At 59.7% G+C, this 17879-nt stretch carries 17 protein-coding genes; 7 read left to right on the forward strand and 10 right to left on the reverse strand.

Annotated elements, in window-relative coordinates; genetic code table 11:
- Nucleotides 1-68: 68 nt before the first annotated feature.
- Both NLK58_RS10545 and pedF read right to left on the reverse strand, forming a co-directional pair.
- Complete coding sequence (locus NLK58_RS10545) at nt 69-1025, reverse strand: ABC transporter substrate-binding protein (protein WP_117618495.1); 957 nt, start codon at nt 1023-1025, stop codon at nt 69-71.
- Between the two features lie 75 nt (nt 1026-1100).
- The gene (gene pedF, locus NLK58_RS10550; RefSeq protein ID WP_341580732.1) at nt 1101-1529 is read right to left on the reverse strand and encodes a cytochrome c-550 PedF; all 429 of its coding nucleotides are present in this window, start codon (nt 1527-1529) and stop codon (nt 1101-1103) included.
- A gap of 316 nt (nt 1530-1845) precedes the next feature.
- On the opposite strand from pedF, the gene NLK58_RS10555 reads away from it, so the two are divergent.
- Genes NLK58_RS10555 through NLK58_RS10570 form a run of 4 tightly spaced genes read left to right on the forward strand, consistent with a single transcriptional unit; the run spans nt 1846 to nt 5518 of the window.
- Nucleotides 1846-2970, forward strand: coding sequence for an ABC transporter substrate-binding protein (locus NLK58_RS10555; protein ID WP_341582796.1), 1125 nt, complete (start codon nt 1846-1848; stop codon nt 2968-2970).
- Nucleotides 2971-3012: 42 nt separating this feature from the next.
- Nucleotides 3013-3990, forward strand: a complete 978-nt coding sequence (locus NLK58_RS10560) for a YVTN family beta-propeller repeat protein (RefSeq protein ID WP_117618498.1) — start codon at nt 3013-3015, stop codon at nt 3988-3990.
- Nucleotides 3987-4709 (forward strand): ABC transporter ATP-binding protein, encoded by a 723-nt coding sequence (locus NLK58_RS10565; protein WP_117618499.1) that lies wholly within the window; start codon nt 3987-3989, stop codon nt 4707-4709. The genes NLK58_RS10560 and NLK58_RS10565 overlap by 4 nt, the downstream gene beginning before the upstream one ends.
- 2 nt (nt 4710-4711) lie before the next feature.
- Complete coding sequence (locus NLK58_RS10570) at nt 4712-5518, forward strand: ABC transporter permease (protein ID WP_117618500.1); 807 nt, start codon at nt 4712-4714, stop codon at nt 5516-5518.
- A 15-nt stretch (nt 5519-5533) separates the two neighbouring features.
- Here the strand turns inward: NLK58_RS10570 and NLK58_RS10575 are convergent, their stop codons facing one another.
- The 3 genes from NLK58_RS10575 to NLK58_RS10585 are packed head-to-tail and all read right to left on the reverse strand — an operon-like array spanning nt 5534 to nt 7897.
- A complete protein-coding gene (locus tag NLK58_RS10575) occupies nt 5534-6208 on the reverse strand; it encodes an ATP-binding cassette domain-containing protein (protein ID WP_117618501.1) in 675 nt (224 codons plus the stop codon).
- Nucleotides 6201-6977 (reverse strand): ABC transporter permease, encoded by a 777-nt coding sequence (locus NLK58_RS10580; protein WP_117618502.1) that lies wholly within the window; start codon nt 6975-6977, stop codon nt 6201-6203. Before NLK58_RS10580 ends, NLK58_RS10575 begins: the two co-directional genes overlap by 8 nt.
- Nucleotides 6974-7897: an ABC transporter substrate-binding protein gene (locus tag NLK58_RS10585; RefSeq protein ID WP_205422332.1), complete on the reverse strand. Its 924-nt coding sequence runs from the start codon at nt 7895-7897 to the stop codon at nt 6974-6976. Before NLK58_RS10585 ends, NLK58_RS10580 begins: the two co-directional genes overlap by 4 nt.
- Before the next feature lie 367 nt (nt 7898-8264).
- Between NLK58_RS10585 and NLK58_RS10590 the strand changes: the two genes are divergently transcribed.
- Nucleotides 8265-8942 (forward strand): response regulator transcription factor, encoded by a 678-nt coding sequence (locus NLK58_RS10590; RefSeq protein WP_227539531.1) that lies wholly within the window; start codon nt 8265-8267, stop codon nt 8940-8942.
- Nucleotides 8943-9010: 68 nt separating this feature from the next.
- Here the strand turns inward: NLK58_RS10590 and NLK58_RS10595 are convergent, their stop codons facing one another.
- The 4 genes from NLK58_RS10595 to NLK58_RS10610 all read right to left on the reverse strand — a co-directional run bounded on the left by NLK58_RS10595 (nt 9011) and on the right by NLK58_RS10610 (nt 15390).
- Nucleotides 9011-11284: a NahK/ErcS family hybrid sensor histidine kinase/response regulator gene (locus NLK58_RS10595; protein ID WP_376788047.1), complete on the reverse strand. Its 2274-nt coding sequence runs from the start codon at nt 11282-11284 to the stop codon at nt 9011-9013.
- Nucleotides 11250-12419 (reverse strand): nitric oxide-sensing protein NosP, encoded by a 1170-nt coding sequence (gene nosP, locus NLK58_RS10600; protein WP_376788090.1) that lies wholly within the window; start codon nt 12417-12419, stop codon nt 11250-11252. Before nosP ends, NLK58_RS10595 begins: the two co-directional genes overlap by 35 nt.
- Nucleotides 12420-12659: 240 nt before the next feature.
- Nucleotides 12660-13772, reverse strand: a complete 1113-nt coding sequence (locus NLK58_RS10605) for a porin (RefSeq protein WP_341580734.1) — start codon at nt 13770-13772, stop codon at nt 12660-12662.
- A gap of 172 nt (nt 13773-13944) precedes the next feature.
- On the reverse strand, nt 13945-15390 hold the full coding sequence (locus NLK58_RS10610; protein ID WP_341580735.1) for a WS/DGAT domain-containing protein: 1446 nt from the start codon (nt 15388-15390) through the stop codon (nt 13945-13947).
- A gap of 368 nt (nt 15391-15758) precedes the next feature.
- Between NLK58_RS10610 and NLK58_RS10615 the strand changes: the two genes are divergently transcribed.
- Together NLK58_RS10615 and NLK58_RS10620 are read left to right on the forward strand one after the other, a co-directional pair.
- A complete protein-coding gene (locus NLK58_RS10615; RefSeq protein WP_117618518.1) occupies nt 15759-16682 on the forward strand; it encodes an alpha/beta hydrolase in 924 nt (307 codons plus the stop codon).
- 91 nt (nt 16683-16773) lie between these two features.
- Nucleotides 16774-17523, forward strand: a complete 750-nt coding sequence (locus tag NLK58_RS10620; RefSeq protein WP_117618519.1) for a hypothetical protein — start codon at nt 16774-16776, stop codon at nt 17521-17523.
- Between the two features lie 20 nt (nt 17524-17543).
- On the opposite strand, the gene NLK58_RS10625 is transcribed toward NLK58_RS10620, so the two are convergent.
- Nucleotides 17544-17822, reverse strand: a complete 279-nt coding sequence (locus tag NLK58_RS10625; protein ID WP_117618520.1) for a polyhydroxyalkanoic acid system family protein — start codon at nt 17820-17822, stop codon at nt 17544-17546.
- Nucleotides 17823-17879: the final 57 nt, after the last annotated feature.

Here is a 17879-nt window from a genome sequence, read left to right on the forward strand (position 1 = left end):
CAGGTTTTCTCATCACTTGGTCGTACTACCTGAAAGAAATCGCTCGCCGGGGTTGGCGGGCTGCGGGATCAGAGTTCGCCCTCGGCCCGGGCGATGGCCTGCTGATCCAGAAACTCCCGGTAGTAGTCGGGCACGCTGTAGCGCAGTTCCTGGCTGGCAAACAGTTCGTTCAGCTCGCCACTCTTGACCAGCTTGTCGACAATGGCTTCCAGGGCATACCCCAACTGCCGATGGGTGTGTTTGATGGCCATACCCACATCCCACACCTGTTTGCCTATGCCGGGAAAACCATTACCCGCGGCTTTGAAACCAGCGTTTTCGGGTCTGGCCAGCTCATGATCGATTTCTGCCCGCATGCCCATCACGGCGCTGACCTCGCCCTCCCGCATGGCGCTGAACGCATCACGCACGTTGGGGTAATGCCGGACCTGCTCACGCATTCGCCCGCGCAGTCCGGAGGAAAGGTAGAAGTCCGGAAGGGTATCGATCTCCACGCCGATCGGGTGATACTGGAAAACAGCTACGGTTTCCACTGAGTCCAGCTTTTCCGGGTTAAAGGCGATCTGCCAGGTTTCCTGCTGGTAGGGACCGAACAGAACCACCTGCTCGTTGATGTATTCACCCGTGGAATCCTGCATGTAGGCATACTCCTTATCGTAAGGAACCCGCAGCATGACATCGGCCAGCCGTTGTTTGGCCAGGTAATGGCCCTTCCAGACGTTGTTACGCAGGTCGTCCCCCAGATTTTCATCCGGAGTGATCCAGTGCACTTTGAATTCGACACCCATTGCTCCGGCAATCCGTCGCCCGAGCTCGACATCAATCCCTCTGGGCTCGCCATCAACGTCATAGGAGTAGGGGGGGAAGTTTTCGTAGACACCCACTTTCAGGTAGCCGGACGCGAGGATGATGTCGTAGGTTCTCTGCGCCGGCCGGTTCAGGAGCTTGTCGCCGTCGTCAACCTCCTGGGCCAGAGCAATCTGTGTGAGAAGCAGCAAAGCCAGAATTCCAGACAGTAGTTTCATTGTTATCTCCCAACGACAACAGGCCGGCGCAGGGCCGGCCTGGGTTCAGGCATGGATAAGACGAAAGCGTTGCCATTACTCCGGCTTCGGCAGTGATTCCACATAGCTGCGAATGGCCCACATGGCGTTCTGGTCGAGGGTTTTCTTCCAGGAGGGCATACCCCGGGCAGTTCCATTACGAACACGGCCAATGAAGTACTCGTCATCCCATTCGGTGAGCTCGCGAAGATCCGGCGTCAGGCCACCCGACATAGCGCGGATACCGTGACAGCCGGCGCAGTTGCCCGCGTAGGCACTCTCGCCGATTTCAACGGCCTGGGCATTGAACTCGCCGTATTCATTGCCCTCACGGAACGGATTCTCGGTCCGCACTTCGTCACCGAGCTCCGGCAGGTTGCCCGTATCCACTTCCTGCGGTGTGACGTTGCCGTGCGCAAAGACCAGACCGGCCAGACCAAGCATGGCCGAAGCCATTAATGCTTTCAGTGAAAAGGACGTTGCCATTGGTGTTACCTCTCTTATTGGATTCCCCATGGTTGGCGATTGGATTTGTCGGATGCCAACTTGCTGACTTTCAGTCTAGGAACCCCCACGCCCGATCCGAATGCCACTTTGGAGTTTTTGACCTAGTTCCTTGGTAGTAGGCGGCAGGTGTCTGCCCGGAAAACTCCTCCTTAGGTACTGTCTGATTCCTACTTTCAGAATATTCCCGCCAGTACGTGCCTTCTCTAAACTCACACGAAAGACAACAAAAACATGGGGTACCTTCATGCCGTTTCGCCACCTGGCAGTTCTGACGGGGTTGCTGGCCGCCAGCCTTATGTCCTCGGGCGTGCCGGCAGAACCTCTCGACACAAAAATTGGCTACATCCAGTGGGTGCCGGATCAGGGCCCGGTGCTCTCGAACGTGATTCCCGAGCCAGAAGATGCGGGCCTGCGGGGCGCTGAGCTGGCCATGGACGACAACAGCACCACTGGCAGATTTCTGGGCCAGACCTACACGCTCCAGAGCACGGTGGCCAACTCCGCAGACGCGGCGATGGCCGCCTTCGCCACCATGCGCAAGACCGGGATTGAGCTGTTTGTCGTGAATGCGCCGGCACAGACCCTGAAAGCCATCACCGACAAGGCCGGTCAGAACACCCTGATCTTTAACGCCGGGGCCCGGGATGACGCCCTGCGCACACGGCAATGCCACACCAACCTGCTGCACACCATGCCCAGCTATTCCATGCTGACCGACGCCCTCGGCCAGTGGCTGAGCCAGCGGCGCTGGAAGGAAGTGTTCCTGATTACCGGGCCCACCGGGGCCGACAAAGGCTGGGCGGATGCCTTTCGCCGTTCGGCCAAACGCTTCGGCCTGGAGATTGTCGAGGATAAACCCTGGACCTTTGACGCCGATCTTCGCCGCACCGCCTCCCGGGAATTGCCGCTGTTTACCCGGGCCGATGACTACGATGCCGTGGTGGTGGCGGATGTGCGGGGTGATTTCGGTGAATACGTGCCGTTTAACACCTGGTTGCCAAGGCCGGTGGCGGGCACCCAGGGCATGATGCCGGTGGCCTGGCACCGGGTGGTGGAAAGCTGGGGAGCCGCGCAGTTGCAGAACCGGTTCAGGGAACTGGCCGGCCGTGACATGAACAGCGAGGATTACGCCGCCTGGGCCGCCGTTCGCTCCATTGGCACAGCCGTAACGGATCTCGACAGTGCGAACCCCACCGAGATCCGCAATTTCCTGTTCAGCGACAATTTCCAGTTGGCCGCCTTCAAGGGCCGAAAGCTCACCTATCGTGACTGGAACGGCCAGCTACGCCAGCCAATCCCACTGGTTCACCCCCGGGGCCTTGTTGCCCGCGCGCCCTTCGAAGGCTTCCTCCATCCCTACAGCCAGATGGATACCCTCGGTTTTGACAAGCCAGAGAGCGAGTGTCGGATTAACAACTGATCGCTTCCGCGGCCGCATCTTAAAACAACAAGGAGCTCCACCATGAAATCTCTGTTCAAGCAAACCGCCCTGGCCGCCATGATCGCCCTCTCGACACCGGCCGCACTGGCCAGCCTGGCCTACGTATCCAACGAAAAGGACAACACCCTCACGATCATTGATACCGAGTCCATGGAAGTCGTCGACACCATCGGGGTGGGCGCCCGACCCCGGGGTATTCTGCTTTCCAGGGACTACACCAGGCTGTACATCTGCGCCAGCGACGACGACACCGTGCAGGTGCTGGACCTGGCCACCCGCAAGATCATCGATACCCTGCCCTCCGGTGAGGATCCCGAGCAGATCGCCCTGCATCCAAACAACAGGCACCTTTACATTGCCAACGAGGACGACGCTATCGTCACTGTCCTGGACGTCCACTCCAAAGAGATCCTGGCCCAGATTGAGGTAGGCGTGGAACCGGAAGGTATGGCGGTAAGCCCGGACGGCAAGTGGGCGGTCAATACTTCCGAAACCACCAGCATGCTGCACTGGATCAACACCGAGACTTTCGAGATCGAAAAGAACATCGTGGTGGGCCAGCGCCCCCGCCATGTGGAGTTCAGCAGGGACAGCAAGATTGCCTGGGCCTCGGCGGAAATCGGCGGCACCGTGCACATTATCGATGTCGACACCCTGAAGCAGATCCATGAGTTATCCTTCAGGGTGCCTGGGGTCAACCAGGACCGGGTGCAGCCGGTGGGCATCGAACTGACCTCCGATGGCAAATACGCCTTCGTCGCCCTCGGCCCTGCCAACCATGTGGCGGTGGTGGATGCCAGGACCTATGACGTACTGGACTACCTGCTGGTGGGCAGCCGGGTGTGGCAGCTGGATCTGGACAAGGACGAGAAGCATCTTTACACCACCAACGGTGTCTCAGGTGACGTGTCTGTGATCGATGTGGAGGACCTGAAGGTGATCAAATCCATCAAGGTGGGCCGCTACCCCTGGGGCGTGGTGATCGATCCCACTTCATGACTATAGAAGCCCGCAACCTCAGCTTTCGCTACGGCGACAAGCCGGTGCTCAAAGAGGTCAGCTTCGCGCTGACCTCGGGCCGTTTCCATGCCCTGCTCGGGCCCAACGGCGCTGGCAAGTCCACCCTGTTCGGCCTTTTGACCCGACTACTGGCGTTGCAGCAGGGGGATATCCTGCTGGCCGGCCAGTCCCTGAAAAAGCAGCCGGCCGAGGCCATGCGCAAGATCGGGGTGGTGTTCCAGCAGAACGCCCTGGACCTGGACCTGACCGTGCGCCAGAACCTGCAGTACCACGCCGCCTTGCACGGACTGTCCCGCAAGGAAGCCCGGGCGCGGGGCGACCGGGAACTGGCGCGCTTCGGGTTGCTGGACCGGGCCAACGATGCCGTCCGCCAGCTCAATGGCGGTCACCGCCGGCGGGTGGAGATTGCCCGGGCGCTGCTCCATGAACCCTCTCTTCTGTTGCTGGATGAACCGACCGTGGGTCTGGATGTGGCCAGCCGCAAGGCACTGAACGAGCACGTGCGCACCCTTTGTGACGAGGACGGCCTGACCGTGCTCTGGGCCACGCACCTGATTGAGGAGGTTCGCGAGGACGACCGGGTGCTGATCCTGCACCAGGGCCGGTTGCTGGCCGACGGTACCGGACACGCCATCTGCCGGGCCCAAGGCACCCGGGATCTGGCGGAAACCTTCCATTCCCTGACCGGAGCCGGATAACCATGAAAGCTGCCCATTACTGGCACTGTTTTGTCGGCATACAGACTCGCGAGTGGCTGCGGTTCTGGCAGCAGCGCACCCGGTTCGCCAGTGCCCTGGTGCGCCCGCTGCTGTGGCTGGTGGTGTTTGCCGCGGGCTTCCGGGCGGTACTGGGGATTTCCATCATCCCGCCCTACCAGACCTACATCACCTACCAGACCTACATCGCCCCCGGCCTGTGCGGCATGATCATCCTGTTCAACAGCATGCAGGGGGCGTTATCCATGGTGTATGACCGGGAGCTGGGCAGCATGCGGGTGTTGCTGATGAGCCCGCTGCCCCGGCCATTTTTGCTGGTGACCAAGCTGCTGGCGATGGGGGTGGTGTCGGTCGGGCAGGTTTATGTGTTCCTGCTGCTGGCACTGCTGGTGGACGTGGAGCCGCCGTTGTGGGGGTATCTTGCGGTGTTGCCGGCGCTGGTGCTGGCCAGTCTTATGCTGGGGGCCATGGGGTTACTGATTGCCACCTGGATCAAGCAGTTGGAAAACTTTGCCGGGGTGATGAATTTTGTCATTTTCCCGATGTTTTTCCTGTCATCGGCCCTGTATCCGCTCTGGCGGATGAATGAGGCCAGTCCCTGGCTGTACTGGATCAGCCAGTTCAATCCGTTCACCCATGCGGTGGAGGCGATCCGCTTCTCGCTGTATCTGGAGTGGAACCCTGTAGCTTATGGCATTACTGCGGGGGTAACCGTGGTTCTGGTAATGCTTGCCACGGCCGGGTTCCGGCCTCAGCGGACCAAGATCCTCGGAACCTCCAAGACTGCTTGATCGGGCGGTAGTGGGCTATGGGGGACAGGCTAAATCAAGGTTACGAAGCCTCCCAAGAAGTCCATCAATCAAACCAGCCTCACCCACTGCATCATCCCACTGCAAGCGCGCCGGTTTGCCATCCAGGTACCAAAGTCGGTTTGCCAATATCTCGGCGTCACCACCATCGTGGGTAACACAGATCATCGCCATTTCGGGGTGAGCATCCAGAATGCCGGCGATCAGTTTTTTCAGCCCGCCCGCCATTACCGGATCCAGTGACGCAAAGGGTTCGTCCAGTAACAGCAAGTCCGGCTTCACCGCCAGACAACGTGCCAAGGCAGCCCTTCTGGCCATGCCAAGAGAAAGCTGATCCGGCAAGTAGTGACCGTAACCGGAGAGACCAACCTGACTTAGCAAATTTTCGGCTTCCTGCTCGGTTGCACCGACCAGACGGAGGTTGGCATTCAGGGTTCGCCACGGCAGCAGGCGGTGTTCCTGGAACAGATAACCCACCCTGAGCCTGTCGCGTCCGATGACCGCATCGTCCGGTATCGATCTGTCGAGGCCCGCAATGACATTCAGCAACGTGGTCTTGCCAATACCGGAAGGGCCGAGCAGGCAGATACGGTCGCCGGGGGCTATGGTGGTGAACACTTCCCCAAGCACAGGCTGGCCAAAATCCCGGCCGGCGATTCTGAGTTCAAGCATGGGCAGCCTCCGGCTGGCGCCAACGGCTTGAACGGCGTTCCAGGGGCTGGAGGATGGCCAGTTCGATGAGCTGCACCACGGCAATAAACGCAAGGCTGTAGGCGAGGATGGCGGCAACGTCGAAGACCTGGAAGGCCATGTACAGCTGGAAGCCAACGCCGCTGGAACGGCCGAGCAGTTCGACCACCAGGACGATTTTCCAGATCAGGGCCAGGCCACCGCGGGTGGCGGCCATCAGGTAGGGAAACAGTTGCGGCACCCAGACTTCGCGAAATCGCTGCCAGCGGGTGAAGTTGTAGACGGTGGCCATTTCTTCAAGGCGATAATCCAGACTGCGAGCCCCTTCCCGGACGGTGACGGCGACGTTGGGGACCTTGTTGATGACTACGGCCATCACGGCGGCCACTTCCACCAGGCCGAACCAGACGTACATCAGGATGATGGTGACCAGCGCTGGCAGGTTCAGCATCAACACCAGCAGGGGATCGAACAGGGCGTTGGTGGTTCGTGACCGGCCCATCACGATGCCGATGGCGGTGCCAAGAAGCATGGCGAGAACAAAGGCCACCAGGACACGCCCAAGGGTCGCACCCAGATGGTGCCAGAGTTCGCCGGAGGCGGACTCCCTTATCAGGGTGTCGAGCACATCCAGGGGCGTGGGCAGGAGTGGAGACTGGATAAACCAGGCAATCCATGCCCAGAGCAGGACAAACGAAGGCAGAACCACCCAGTAACTCCAGGCCGGCGGGCGGCCGGAGCGGGTGTTCACGGTTGTCTCCGGTAGAACAGCTCCGACGGCATCAGGTTGCCTGGGTCCGCACCGGTGAGCGCCAGCAACCGATATAGGTCAGTAATTCGCTGGTCCGTGAGAGGCGCGGGCGTGCCGGCGACAAAACCTTTGCGCAGTGCCGTGAAAACGCCCTCTTGCGGGCTGCCCATCAGGGGCCGCAACCGCTGCCAGTGGGATTTGTCCGCCGCCAGTTCGGCTTTTGCCTGCTGCAGGGACCCGGCGAAGCGATCCAGCAACGGCCCCTGGTTTTCAGCCCAGCCCGCCGGGAACACATAGCCCAGAACCGGGAGGTTCCGGTCCAGATTCATGGCGGTGAGCAGGTCGGCCATACCGAACGCGGAGCGCCAGCCGCCCTCTCCCTTCAGGCGGGCCGAAAAATGCCAGTAGGTGACGATCGCATCCACCTGGCCGCGCTTCAGGGCCTGGCTCAGCAGGGGTGGGGCGGCGAACTGGACCTCGGTGGATTGTGCCAGGTTGATCCCTTGGAGCGCGGCCACGTTCTGCAACAGTATCCAGCCTTTGCTGTCCGGCCCGCCAGCCACGCCGATGCGTTTGCCGGCCAGGTCGGCCACCGAACCGATAGCAGAGTCGCCGGCAACCACAATGTCGCCAATCCGGGAAGAGAACGGCACATAGAGATAGGGCGTGCCGGCCTGGAACCGGGACTGCGCCCACAGCAGGTCGGCCACCGCGCCGTTCACCGACTGGCTGGTGACCGCCAGGTGGGAAGCCGGTAGATTGGCAACGAGCTTCAGCTTGAGCTGGTAGCCGTTCTCGCGGTCCAGCCCCCGGTGAAGGATATGGTCCAGTTCCCAGTGCGCGGTGCCAAACTGCAGGACACTGACAGACAGCACCGGCAGCTCTTCAGGGTCACCGTCACTGCCATGGGCGGGACTCATCAGTAAGGACAGAAGCAATAGCGCGGCGATGACCACCCGGACAAAACGGGCCGCAGTCGGAAAGGATTGAAGAACTGACTTTATTGTTGGCTGTTGATTCATCCCTCCACGATACGAACCCCGCAGCCGGGCAAGAATAGTACTTTGGTGCCTGTTTTTTGGTGCGATGGTCGCATTCAACCCGGGACGAAGATCGCGTGTAATGAAATCATCACAATAATAACCAGAGGATCGGCACCGACTCCGTCGATCCCCTGCACAGGAGGCCGCCATGTTGGACGAGCTCGATGCCACACTCTCTTCCGAAAACCGCTATCATGATGCGGAAGCCAACCCCGGCAATGACAACAAACAGGTAGAGACATCCATGGAGCCGGCTTACAAGATCCTGATTGCCGACGACCACCCGCTCTTCCGCGAAGCCATCAGCAGCGTGATTGCTTCCGGCTTTGCGGGCAGCGAGATCATCGAAACCGCTGATCTGGACAGTGCCCTGGAAATCACCCGTGAAAATGACGACCTGGACCTGATCCTGCTGGACCTGAACATGCCCGGCATGCACGGGTTGACCGGCCTGATCACGCTACGTAATGAAGCGCCCACCATTCCGGTGGTGATTGTCTCCGCGGAAGAAGACAAACAGGTGGTGTTGCAGGCCATAACCTACGGCGCCTGCGGATTCATTACCAAGTCCTCTCCCCGGGCCCAGATGACCGAAGCCATCCAGCAGATCCTGAACGGCAATGTGTATCTGCCCTCCGACATCATCCGCACCGGCAAGGAAAGCAGTAACCGCCGCAGCCGGCATGAAGACAACCCGATATCGCCGGAACTGCTGAACTCCCTCACCCGCCGGCAGTTGCTGGTGTTGGAACGTATGTCCAAGGGAGAGTCCAACAAGCAGATCGCCTACAACCTGAACATCGCCGAAACCACGGTGAAGGCCCATGTCTCGGCCATTCTGCGCAAGCTTGGCGTGCATAACCGGGTTCAGGCGATTCTTTCCGCCAGTGATGTCGATTTCAGTCAGTATCTGAAGCGGTAAAATCGGGGTCAGATGAAAATGGGGTCAGATGAACTTTCATCTGACCCCATTTTCATCTGACCCCACTTTCAGTTTCCCAGCAGATCGCTTAGCGCACTGCGCAACTTCGGCGGCTTCACCGGCTTGTTCATCAGCAGGTGACCCAGCTCACGGATGTGCTGCTTGAGCTCGTTGGTGTAGTTGGCGGTAATCATCACCACCGGCGCCGGGCAGCGGCGGCGGCCGTTGATCTCCGCCACCACATCCACGCCGTTCTCATCGTTGTCCAGGTGGTAGTCCGCCAGTATCAGGTCCACCGGGCTGTTTGCCGGATCGAGCTGGCGTTCCAGGTCTTCCAGGGATACCGCCGTGACCACCTGACAGTCCCAGCCTTCCAGCAGGGTTTTCATGCCCTGGCAGATGGACTGGTCATTGTCGATCACCCAGATCCGGGCGCCACCCAGGCCGCTGTCGAAGGACACCGTGCGGTTCTGATCCGGCTCCGGTCGCGTAGGCTGCAGTCGGCCAAGGGGAACCTTGACGCTGAACACCGAACCCTTGCCTTCGATGGACGCTACCGTCACCTCATGGCCGAGCATCCGGGAGATCTTGTCCACGATGGCCAACCCAAGACCGAGACCCTTGTCGGGCTGTGAGCCTGCTGGCCGGATGCGTTTGAATTCCTGGAAAATCTCGGTGAGCCTATCTTCCGGGATACCCGGGCCGGTATCCCAGACCTGCAGCAGGATATGATCCCTGCGCCGGCGGCAGCCCAGAAGAATTCGGCCATTGCCGGTGTAGCGAATGGCGTTGGTCAGAAAATTCCTGAGAATCCGGGCCAGCAGCTGGGAATCGGATTCCACGGTGGCGGAGCTGGCGACAAAATCCAGCCGCAGGCCCTCGGCCATGGCCATTTGCCGGAACTCCCGGGCGAGGTTGTTAAGCAGGTCCCGAAGATCAAAGGCCGTCACGTCCGGCGTGATGACGCCAGCATCCAGCTTGGAAATGTCCACGAGCGTACCCAGAAGATTTTCAACGTCGTCCAGCGATGTACTCACTGAACGTACCAACCCTTCGGCCTTGGGCCCGAATGACTGTTCCAGCAGCGCACTGGTAAACAGTCGGGCGGCGTTCAGGGGCTGCAGTAAATCGTGGCTGACCGCGGCCAGGAACTTGGTTTTGGAGAGGTTGGCCCGCTCCGCCTCCAGTTTGGCATCGCGAAGCCGGGCCTCCACCGCCGCCCGCTCGCTGATTTCCTGGCGCAACTGGCTGTTCAGACCGGTCAGCGCGGCGGTGCGTTCTTTCACCCGGCGCTCCAGGTTGTCATAAGCCTGCTCCAGGGCCAGCGCGGTCTTGCGGCGGTCGGTAATATCCCGGATCAGCACGAAGAAGCCGATGATGTCGCCCTGCTCGTCGAAATTGGGCACATAGGAGCGGAGCATGTAGCGCACCTCGCCCTGTTCTCCGGCTTCTTCGAATTCAAAGGTCACGTTGTGGCCGCCCATAACCTCCAGAATGTGGGGCAGCAGGCGCTGATACAACTCGGGCGTATGCACATGATCCAGGCGCTTGCCCAGGGGCGACTCGCCTTTGCGGCCATACCAGGCTTCATAGACCTTGTTGCAGAACTGAATGGTCATGTCGGCACCGACATAGGCAATCAGTGCCGGCACATGGTCGGTGACCACACGGATCCAGCGCTCGCTTTCCTCCAGCGCCTTGATACGCCGCGCCATTTCACTGTTCTTGACGTCGGTAATGTCGGAATACAGCACCACCAGCCCACCTTCCCGGGTGGGTCTCTCGGTCATCTGAACCCAGCGACCGTTTGAGAGCAAAAACACCACGCCTTCCGAATCCGGATGACCGTGCTCTTCGACAATCAGTCCGGAGGAGACGGCCTGCTCCTTGACCTCGTTAATACGTGTGCCCGCTTCAGGCACCTCGACACCGGCCTGGCGCCAATAGCTGCGGAACCGGCTGTTGCTCTGGATCAGGCGGTGCTGCCTGTCAAACAGGACAAACCCGTCAGCAATGCTTTCGATGGCATCGTTCAGGCGCTGGCGGGTGGTTTCAGCTTCTTCCCGGGCCCGGTTCAGGGCCTTGTTACTGCCCTTCAGCTCTTCCATGGCCTGATTTAGCGCTTCGGTGCGCTCCCGTACCTGCTCGGCAAGCACCACCGAGTGCTCGAAGGCGGCGTAGGGCTCGGGCTTGTGGGCGGAACCGGACTCCACCCGGACGATCAGGGCGTCACGAATCCGCCCGAGGCGCTTATTTTCCGCCTCAAGCTCGGCAATGCGCCGGTCCCGGTCATCCCGTGCGGGACTGTCAGTCTTGCCCGGAACGGATATCAGGCTGGCCAATGACCACCCCCGTAAAGGTCTGGTTGATGTGCATGCCGTCAAACTGCTCGCCATAGGTGTTGAAGCCGATCACCTTGTGGTGGCGCAGGAATTCCGAGACCGCCTCCACCTCCCCGGTCAGCTCCGCTTCAAGTCGCCGCAGGAAGCAATCGCAGCCGATGGTCACCAGGGGCGGTCCAACCACTCGCTCGGAGGCCTCAATCTGGGTGCGCACACTGTCCAGCAGGGATTCCGGCTCCATAGCGGTCATCACGATTCCGGTTTCCACCGCACAGTAGAAGGTCAGGCTCTTGTCCGGATTCACCCGCTGGACCGAGCGTACAAAGTAATGCCCGCCGATCTTCACCCCCATGGGCCGAAGGGCGAAGACCTTGCGGTCCAGGGCATCGACAGCCACACCCACGGCTCGGGCATAGGAATCGGCGGCAGGCTCGGCATTGAGTTCGTATACGGTCCGGCTTTCCGCGCAGGCATGGGTCACCACCAGTTTCTCACTGCGTTCAACCATGTGGTGAGTGGAAAACACCCGGAAATCCAGGGGTGTGTTCACCAGCAAAACGGTGGCGGCACCGGTGTGGAACTGGCCATCATAAAACACATGGGTGTTGGCCAGGCGCTCATCGTCGCCGGCAGAACCGCCGAACTGGGGAATGGTGCCCAGCGCGGCATTGAGAGTGGCCAGAACCAGTTCTTCCCGGCTGGAAAGACCGTCGAGAAGGGTTATCGCAAAGGTATTGCCCTTGACCGGCGCCAGCTTCGCGTCTCGACACGTGGACAACAGTCCGTCGATTACGCCTTGAGCGTCCTGCAGGGTGAAACGGTCCAACTCCCGGATCAGCGCGCAGTCGATGGCAAAGTAGCGATTGTCAAAGCCAATGGCGGTAATACATCCACGGCCATAGCCCTCCGGCGTGATCTCACCGGCGGATGTACACCCACACACGCGCACGCCCTGAAAGGCATGCTCGAGGGCGGTGCCAAGACGGCTAAGATCGTATTCCGCGGAACAGAAAAACAGCACACAGCCCAGGTGTTCGTGGTTGAGCTGACTGGCAAGGTTGGTGGCGGCCAGGATCGGATCGCGAACACTGGAGCTCGCTACCCGGACCGCGGGCAGGGTCGTCGCTGGCTTCATAAACGCGGATCCCGGAAACGGATGACTTTCCACCGATTCTACGGCATCGGCAAACGCAGCCAATGCGACTTCAGTGTTTTTAATGGGCGCGCCAAAATGTTCGTAAGTCATTGATTAAATTACCTCCTGAATCAATGCCTGGTGGCGCTGCCGGTTTCCGCGGGGGCAAACCGGCACTTTAGTCTTAGGCAACCCGCTGCTGGGAAGGTTCTCCTGCCATCCCCGGGGGCCGGCGGCTCCTTAAAACATGACGATGGCGCCGAGGGCGATGGTGTCCGCCTCAGTGGTTGTTACACCCGTGCTGCGGTTGTTGTCTTCGTACCTGTTGTACTCGGCAACCAGCTTGAAGTTGCTGTTGACGTCATGGAAGAAACCGAGGGTTGTGCTTTCCGTTTCCAGGTTCAGGATTTCCGCATCCGTCTCGCCATACGACAGGACAACACGGTTGGCTCCGAATGCGTAAGAGCCCTGAACCAGGAAGCCATCAGCATCGTCTTCGGTCACGGCGCCATTACCGATCAGGACCGGGTTGTCACCTTTGGAAGTGAAGCCGGAGGCTGCCAGGGTGAGACCCGCAACCGATGCCTTCAGGCCGTAGCCAAGACCGGTGCTGTCAACGGTGGTAGCGCCGTTTTCAGCCGACTGGTAACGGCCGTTCACCCAGCCCGCCAGGGCTATGTCCTGGAGGTTGGCGTTGTAGGTGACTTCGGACTCAAAACGGGGCGCTGAGTTCTCGTCATTGGCCCCGGTCACCGTATCTGCCGGATCCAGGACACCGGCTGCCACCTTGAAGCCACTCATATCCGGCGAGCGATAGGTAATCTGGGCGGAGGGTGTCGGATACGGATAGCCGGAGCGAATGTTGCCGAAGGAAACACCGCCCTCCAGGCCCGGCGACCCGACTCCCATCAGGATCTCGTCCAGGAAAATATTGGAACGGGCGTACAGGCCAAAATCCTTGCCGATCAGCACCTGGCCGAAGTCGCCGTCTACGGTAGCGTAGAACTGCCGCACATCAATCTGCGTATCTGTCGCGGTGCCAGCATCTGCGCCCAGGCTGTCATTGATGGTGGTCCAGAACGAAGACCGTCCGCCGAGGGTCAGATCCCCCATGTCCTTGCTGAAGTTGAAGCCGATGGTGTTGGGCAGAAAGCCCATCTTGACGCGTGAATCGCGGACATCGTTCAGTTTGTCGTCACGGTTTACGTAGAAAGCATTGAAGTAGCCGTCAACGGAAAAGCTGTTGCCGTCCTGGTTGTACAGTTCAACGGCGGCATTGACGCCGGCACTGGCACCCATGGCCGCTGCCATGGCAATGGCTAACCCTGATTTTCTGACGTTGTTGTTTTTCATAGTTCCCCCGGTTGTTTTTGGAAATCTGGGATCGGAGTTCCGGGTTATCCGGACACTCCAGGCATGGTCTGTCGCCTGAATTCCATGGTCGGTTATGCGGGAGAGGGGGGGAATGCGCCCAGGGAGCAGGTTTTCTGCTCATTTGGGAGGCATCTGAAATGAAACTTTGGGATTAGTACTTGTCGGAAAAACCGTCAGAAAAGCCGCCGGAGAGGCCACCGGGAAACTGTGCCAACTCCTGCAGGCAATCGTTCAGGAAATCCTCGGGATCCGCCATCACGGCCTCGTCGGCAACCACGCCAAACTGCACCTGCCCGGCGTAGCTGACAATGCTGATGCCCAGGCCAATATTTCCGGCCTGGGGTACCCAGAACATCTGCTCGGTTATCCGGCAGCCGGCAATGTAACGGGCCTCCGCGGTACCGGGCACGTTGGAAACCACCGCACTGGCCTTGCGGTAGAACACATCGGCAACCGGCTGCCGCCAGGGTTCCGGAATAACCGTGGCACTGGCCGCCAGCCCCCAGGCAATACCGGGTTGCCAGCTCTTTTTTAGCCGGCGGGTTTCGTGTTTGATGCGGTAGAGGCGCTCCAATGGGCTTTCGCCATCCACCGGCAAGGGTACGAACACGGTGCCGAAACAATTGCCCAGCGCGCCGGGCGCCGGCTGCAGTTGTTCCGGTAGCCGGCTGCGGATATCGACCGGTACCGCGGCATGGAGAATCGCCTCGTCCAGATCTTCACCTTCAATACCCAGACGGGTCCGGACCGCCGCTGCCACGCAGCTGAGCAACACGTCATTAATGGTGACATTGGTGGCTCTGGCAATAGCGCGAAAACGGTCCAGCGGTACCGGATCAGACCAGCGGCAGTGCCGACGCCCCAGCAGCGGCCGCCTGAGATCCGTCACCGTATCTTCCGGCTCCACCAGGAATTCCGAAAATTCGTGCACCAGATTCAGACTCTTCCGGGCTACCCGCTCCAGCAATCGGCCTGCGTCCTGCCATTGATTCCCACTGGCATCATCCGGCCCTGGACCGCTACCGGGCTGCTCCGAAGACGGTTCTGTTGCCATCAACTGTCCCAACCAGGCCTTTGCCGCCGATGTCCAGCGTGCCAATTCGGCGGTTTCTGCCGCGCCGTAAATAGCAGGATGCTGCTGAGGCGATGGCGGACACAGACGATCAAAGATACCCAACAGGGACAGACCATCGGCATAGCAATGGTGAATGCGCAGCAACAGCACGGCGCCGCCCTCGGCATTCGGGGCCAGCCAGAATTTCCAGCGCGGGCGGTACATGGGCAGCGGCTGATTCAGCCGGGCCGATACCCATTCCCGGAGAGTCTCCGGCGTAAAGCGGTCCACCACCACATCAAGGTGATGCCGCACATCAAACATCGGGTCCGGCTCCCACCACCAGGCCGGTGAGCGCTTGACCGGCAGATACCGGAAACGCTCCCAGGCCATCCAGTAAACCCTGAGAAATTCCCGGAAGCGTGGCGCCGTGAGGCCATCAACCCGCACCATCACGGTGATGGTCATGGGGTTTTCCGGGCGCTCCAGGGCCAGCCAAGCCGAATCCGCAGGTAGCAGAAGGTGCGATTGCTCGTGACTCAAACCCGAACGTCCCCGGAAGAATGGTGAAGGTATGTAGCCTCTGATTCACTCCTGAATCAGAGGCTACATAAAAACCGAACCCCGCATTGTGCCAGACAAGCCCCACAGGCTCCAGAGAAGGCAATGGTTCACGCCGTTACAAAAAATTACACGTGAGTAACTATTCAGCCCTATACTGGTTATAAGCCTTAATGCAATGGTTATTAAACACCCGAATCAGTCATCGGTTGGCTCTGGGAGACCGTAAAACTGGTACCCAGCGCCAATAACTCACGGGTCCGATCGGGGTACAAATCAGGGTACAAAAGGGTTACCAGCACACTCAAATTCCAATAACAGGCCGTTGCAGTGCTGGGGGGAGAGCAGTTATGAAAGCGAGCCATGTTCGCAAGCTGATAAAACCGATTGAAAGCGCCTACTCGGAAATGTTTTCGGGGCAGGTCTACCGCGTTGGCAAAGGCGCTGTTTCCGTTCGCAACCACAGCGGCAAGGCAGAACAGACGGTTGTCGGCGTGCACGGTTTTCTGGAAAACCACTGCTACTTCACCCAGGCCTACGAAGCGCCCACCACCGAACTGATTTTGCTGACCTGCAGCAACTACCATATCCCGGTCAACGGCATTACCCCGGAAGCCCCGGACTGGGAGGTGCCGATCAGGCATCTGGAAGGCACCATTGAGTACGATGCCTGCATTCTGAACCAGGCCCTGTCCAACCTGCCCACCACCGGGAATATTCGGGTGCACGGCCATTCACGGGGCGGCGCGGTGATTCTGGAGGCCATCAAACAATGGCCGGAGCTTTTTGAAGATATGGAGGTGGTACTGGAAGCGCCGGTATTGCCCCAGGGCAAACTTCATGCTCTGGTTACCACCCTTCTGGAACCCGTCAGCCACGGCATGTGGCCCTGGCTGATCCGCCTGATCAACAACGCGCCTTCCTCGACCTACGGCCAGACCTTCTTCGGCAAGATGAACCCGCGGAAGAAGCAACTGCTGAGCAAGCTGTTCTCGGCCACCAAAGACCATCTGACCATCGTTCGCAATATCGAGAACATCATGGATTGGATGGCGCGCACCGACACCAGCATCTATAACCACGTCCGCCACGGCACCTTCCTGATTCCGGCGGTGGACCGCATTCTCGATCGCTCCTCCATGTTGGCCAGTGCCCGCCAGAGCCCGACCACCATGAGAATCGTGGAAACCGAAGCTCCGAGCCATTTCATTACGCTCGACAGCAAGGAATGGGTACCCGGTTTTGAAACACTGCCGGCGGCCGCCCAGGGGTAGCGCCCTGCCCGACCTTACTGCAAGACCTCAGCAGCTCCGCTAAACTACGCCACTTCCTCCTTTATCATCAGGTTTAGTGGAGCCAACCCCCATGTACCGTGAGCGTCTTGTCGCGACCGAAACCCGCTCTGAAAGCGCTCGCCAGCTGCAGCAGCTGTTGCTGGACTATCACGATTTCCGGCAGTTGAAAGCGGCACATCCGTTGCTGGAAAATAGCTTCCGGGTGGCCGACTGGCAGGCAGAGCGCCTGAAAGCGACCCACCTCGATCTCTACCAGCACCCCGGTTACCACCACGGCCTGGAGTTTCTGCTGACCGATCTTTACGCGCCGGCCAGGATGACCCGCCGGGATGACAACATCGACCGGGTGTTCCCCAAGATGGTGAAGTGGTTGCCGGATAACCTTCTGGACACCTTTGCCGGCCTGGTCGAGCTGAACCTGATCACCCAGCAGCTGGACCTGGAGCTGGCAGAGCTCTTCCATCGACAAGGTATACCCACCGACTCGCTAACCATCGAGTACTATTGCACCGCCTACCGGGCCAGCGAACGGCTGGATCAAAGGAAAAAGCAGATTACCCTGGTGGCGGACGTCGGCCAGCAACTTGACCGTTATGTCCGCAACCGCACTCTGGGCTGGCTGCTGTCCATGAGCCGCGGCCCGGCGGAAATGGCCGATCTCACCGATCTGCACAGCTTTCTGCACCGTGGCTACTCGGCGTTCCGGAAGATGAATGATGTAAATTTACTGATCGACCGGCTGGTCACCCGGGAGCAGCAGGTGATGCGCAACATCTTAGCTGGTCACCCCGAGCCTTTCAGTTTGCCGGGCGACCTGTAAAAGCCTCAGCCAGTGTCCCCTCAGGCCTTGATGATCTGGTCCAGCTGGGAATGAATTTCCTGCTCAATGCGCGACTTGAAAGGCCGCAGCATCATGCCCAACTCCAGATGGATATGCAGATCCGTTGGGGTGATGTTCAGGTGCCCCTTGACGCCACTGCGCTTGAATTTCAGATGGTCGCCCTCCCACTGGTAATGTACGTCGAACTGGCTGGACAGATCCTGCGCCAGGGCTTCGGCAGCCTGCCTTGCGTGTTCTTTATCCAGGGCGTGCGGGCGGTGTACGTCAATAACAGACATGAATCAGTTTTCTCTTAACTTTGGACGGATTTACAGTTTAGGGTGCGATTAAACTCA

It is taken from the genome of Marinobacter metalliresistant, from assembly GCF_038098645.1.
GTDB classification, from domain to species: Bacteria; Pseudomonadota; Gammaproteobacteria; order Pseudomonadales; family Oleiphilaceae; genus Marinobacter; species Marinobacter metalliresistant.

What these genes read in the sequence shown, in the direction of transcription:
- NLK58_RS10545 (WP_117618495.1), bottom strand. Translation starts at nt 1,025, where the DNA reads ATGAAACTACTGTCTGGAATTCTGGCTTTGCTGCTTCTCACACAGATT.
- NLK58_RS10620 (WP_117618519.1), top strand. Translation starts at nt 16,774, where the DNA reads ATGTACCGTGAGCGTCTTGTCGCGACCGAAACCCGCTCTGAAAGCGCT.
- nosP (WP_376788090.1), bottom strand. Translation starts at nt 12,419, where the DNA reads ATGAAGCCAGCGACGACCCTGCCCGCGGTCCGGGTAGCGAGCTCCAGT.
- NLK58_RS10555 (WP_341582796.1), top strand. Translation starts at nt 1,846, where the DNA reads ATGTCCTCGGGCGTGCCGGCAGAACCTCTCGACACAAAAATTGGCTAC.
- NLK58_RS10575 (WP_117618501.1), bottom strand. Translation starts at nt 6,208, where the DNA reads ATGCTTGAACTCAGAATCGCCGGCCGGGATTTTGGCCAGCCTGTGCTT.
- NLK58_RS10560 (WP_117618498.1), top strand. Translation starts at nt 3,013, where the DNA reads ATGAAATCTCTGTTCAAGCAAACCGCCCTGGCCGCCATGATCGCCCTC.
- NLK58_RS10565 (WP_117618499.1), top strand. Translation starts at nt 3,987, where the DNA reads ATGACTATAGAAGCCCGCAACCTCAGCTTTCGCTACGGCGACAAGCCG.
- NLK58_RS10615 (WP_117618518.1), top strand. Translation starts at nt 15,759, where the DNA reads ATGAAAGCGAGCCATGTTCGCAAGCTGATAAAACCGATTGAAAGCGCC.
- NLK58_RS10570 (WP_117618500.1), top strand. Translation starts at nt 4,712, where the DNA reads ATGAAAGCTGCCCATTACTGGCACTGTTTTGTCGGCATACAGACTCGC.
- NLK58_RS10585 (WP_205422332.1), bottom strand. Translation starts at nt 7,897, where the DNA reads ATGAGTCCCGCCCATGGCAGTGACGGTGACCCTGAAGAGCTGCCGGTG.
- NLK58_RS10590 (WP_227539531.1), top strand. Translation starts at nt 8,265, where the DNA reads ATGGAGCCGGCTTACAAGATCCTGATTGCCGACGACCACCCGCTCTTC.
- pedF (WP_341580732.1), bottom strand. Translation starts at nt 1,529, where the DNA reads ATGGCAACGTCCTTTTCACTGAAAGCATTAATGGCTTCGGCCATGCTT.
- NLK58_RS10605 (WP_341580734.1), bottom strand. Translation starts at nt 13,772, where the DNA reads ATGAAAAACAACAACGTCAGAAAATCAGGGTTAGCCATTGCCATGGCA.
- NLK58_RS10625 (WP_117618520.1), bottom strand. Translation starts at nt 17,822, where the DNA reads ATGTCTGTTATTGACGTACACCGCCCGCACGCCCTGGATAAAGAACAC.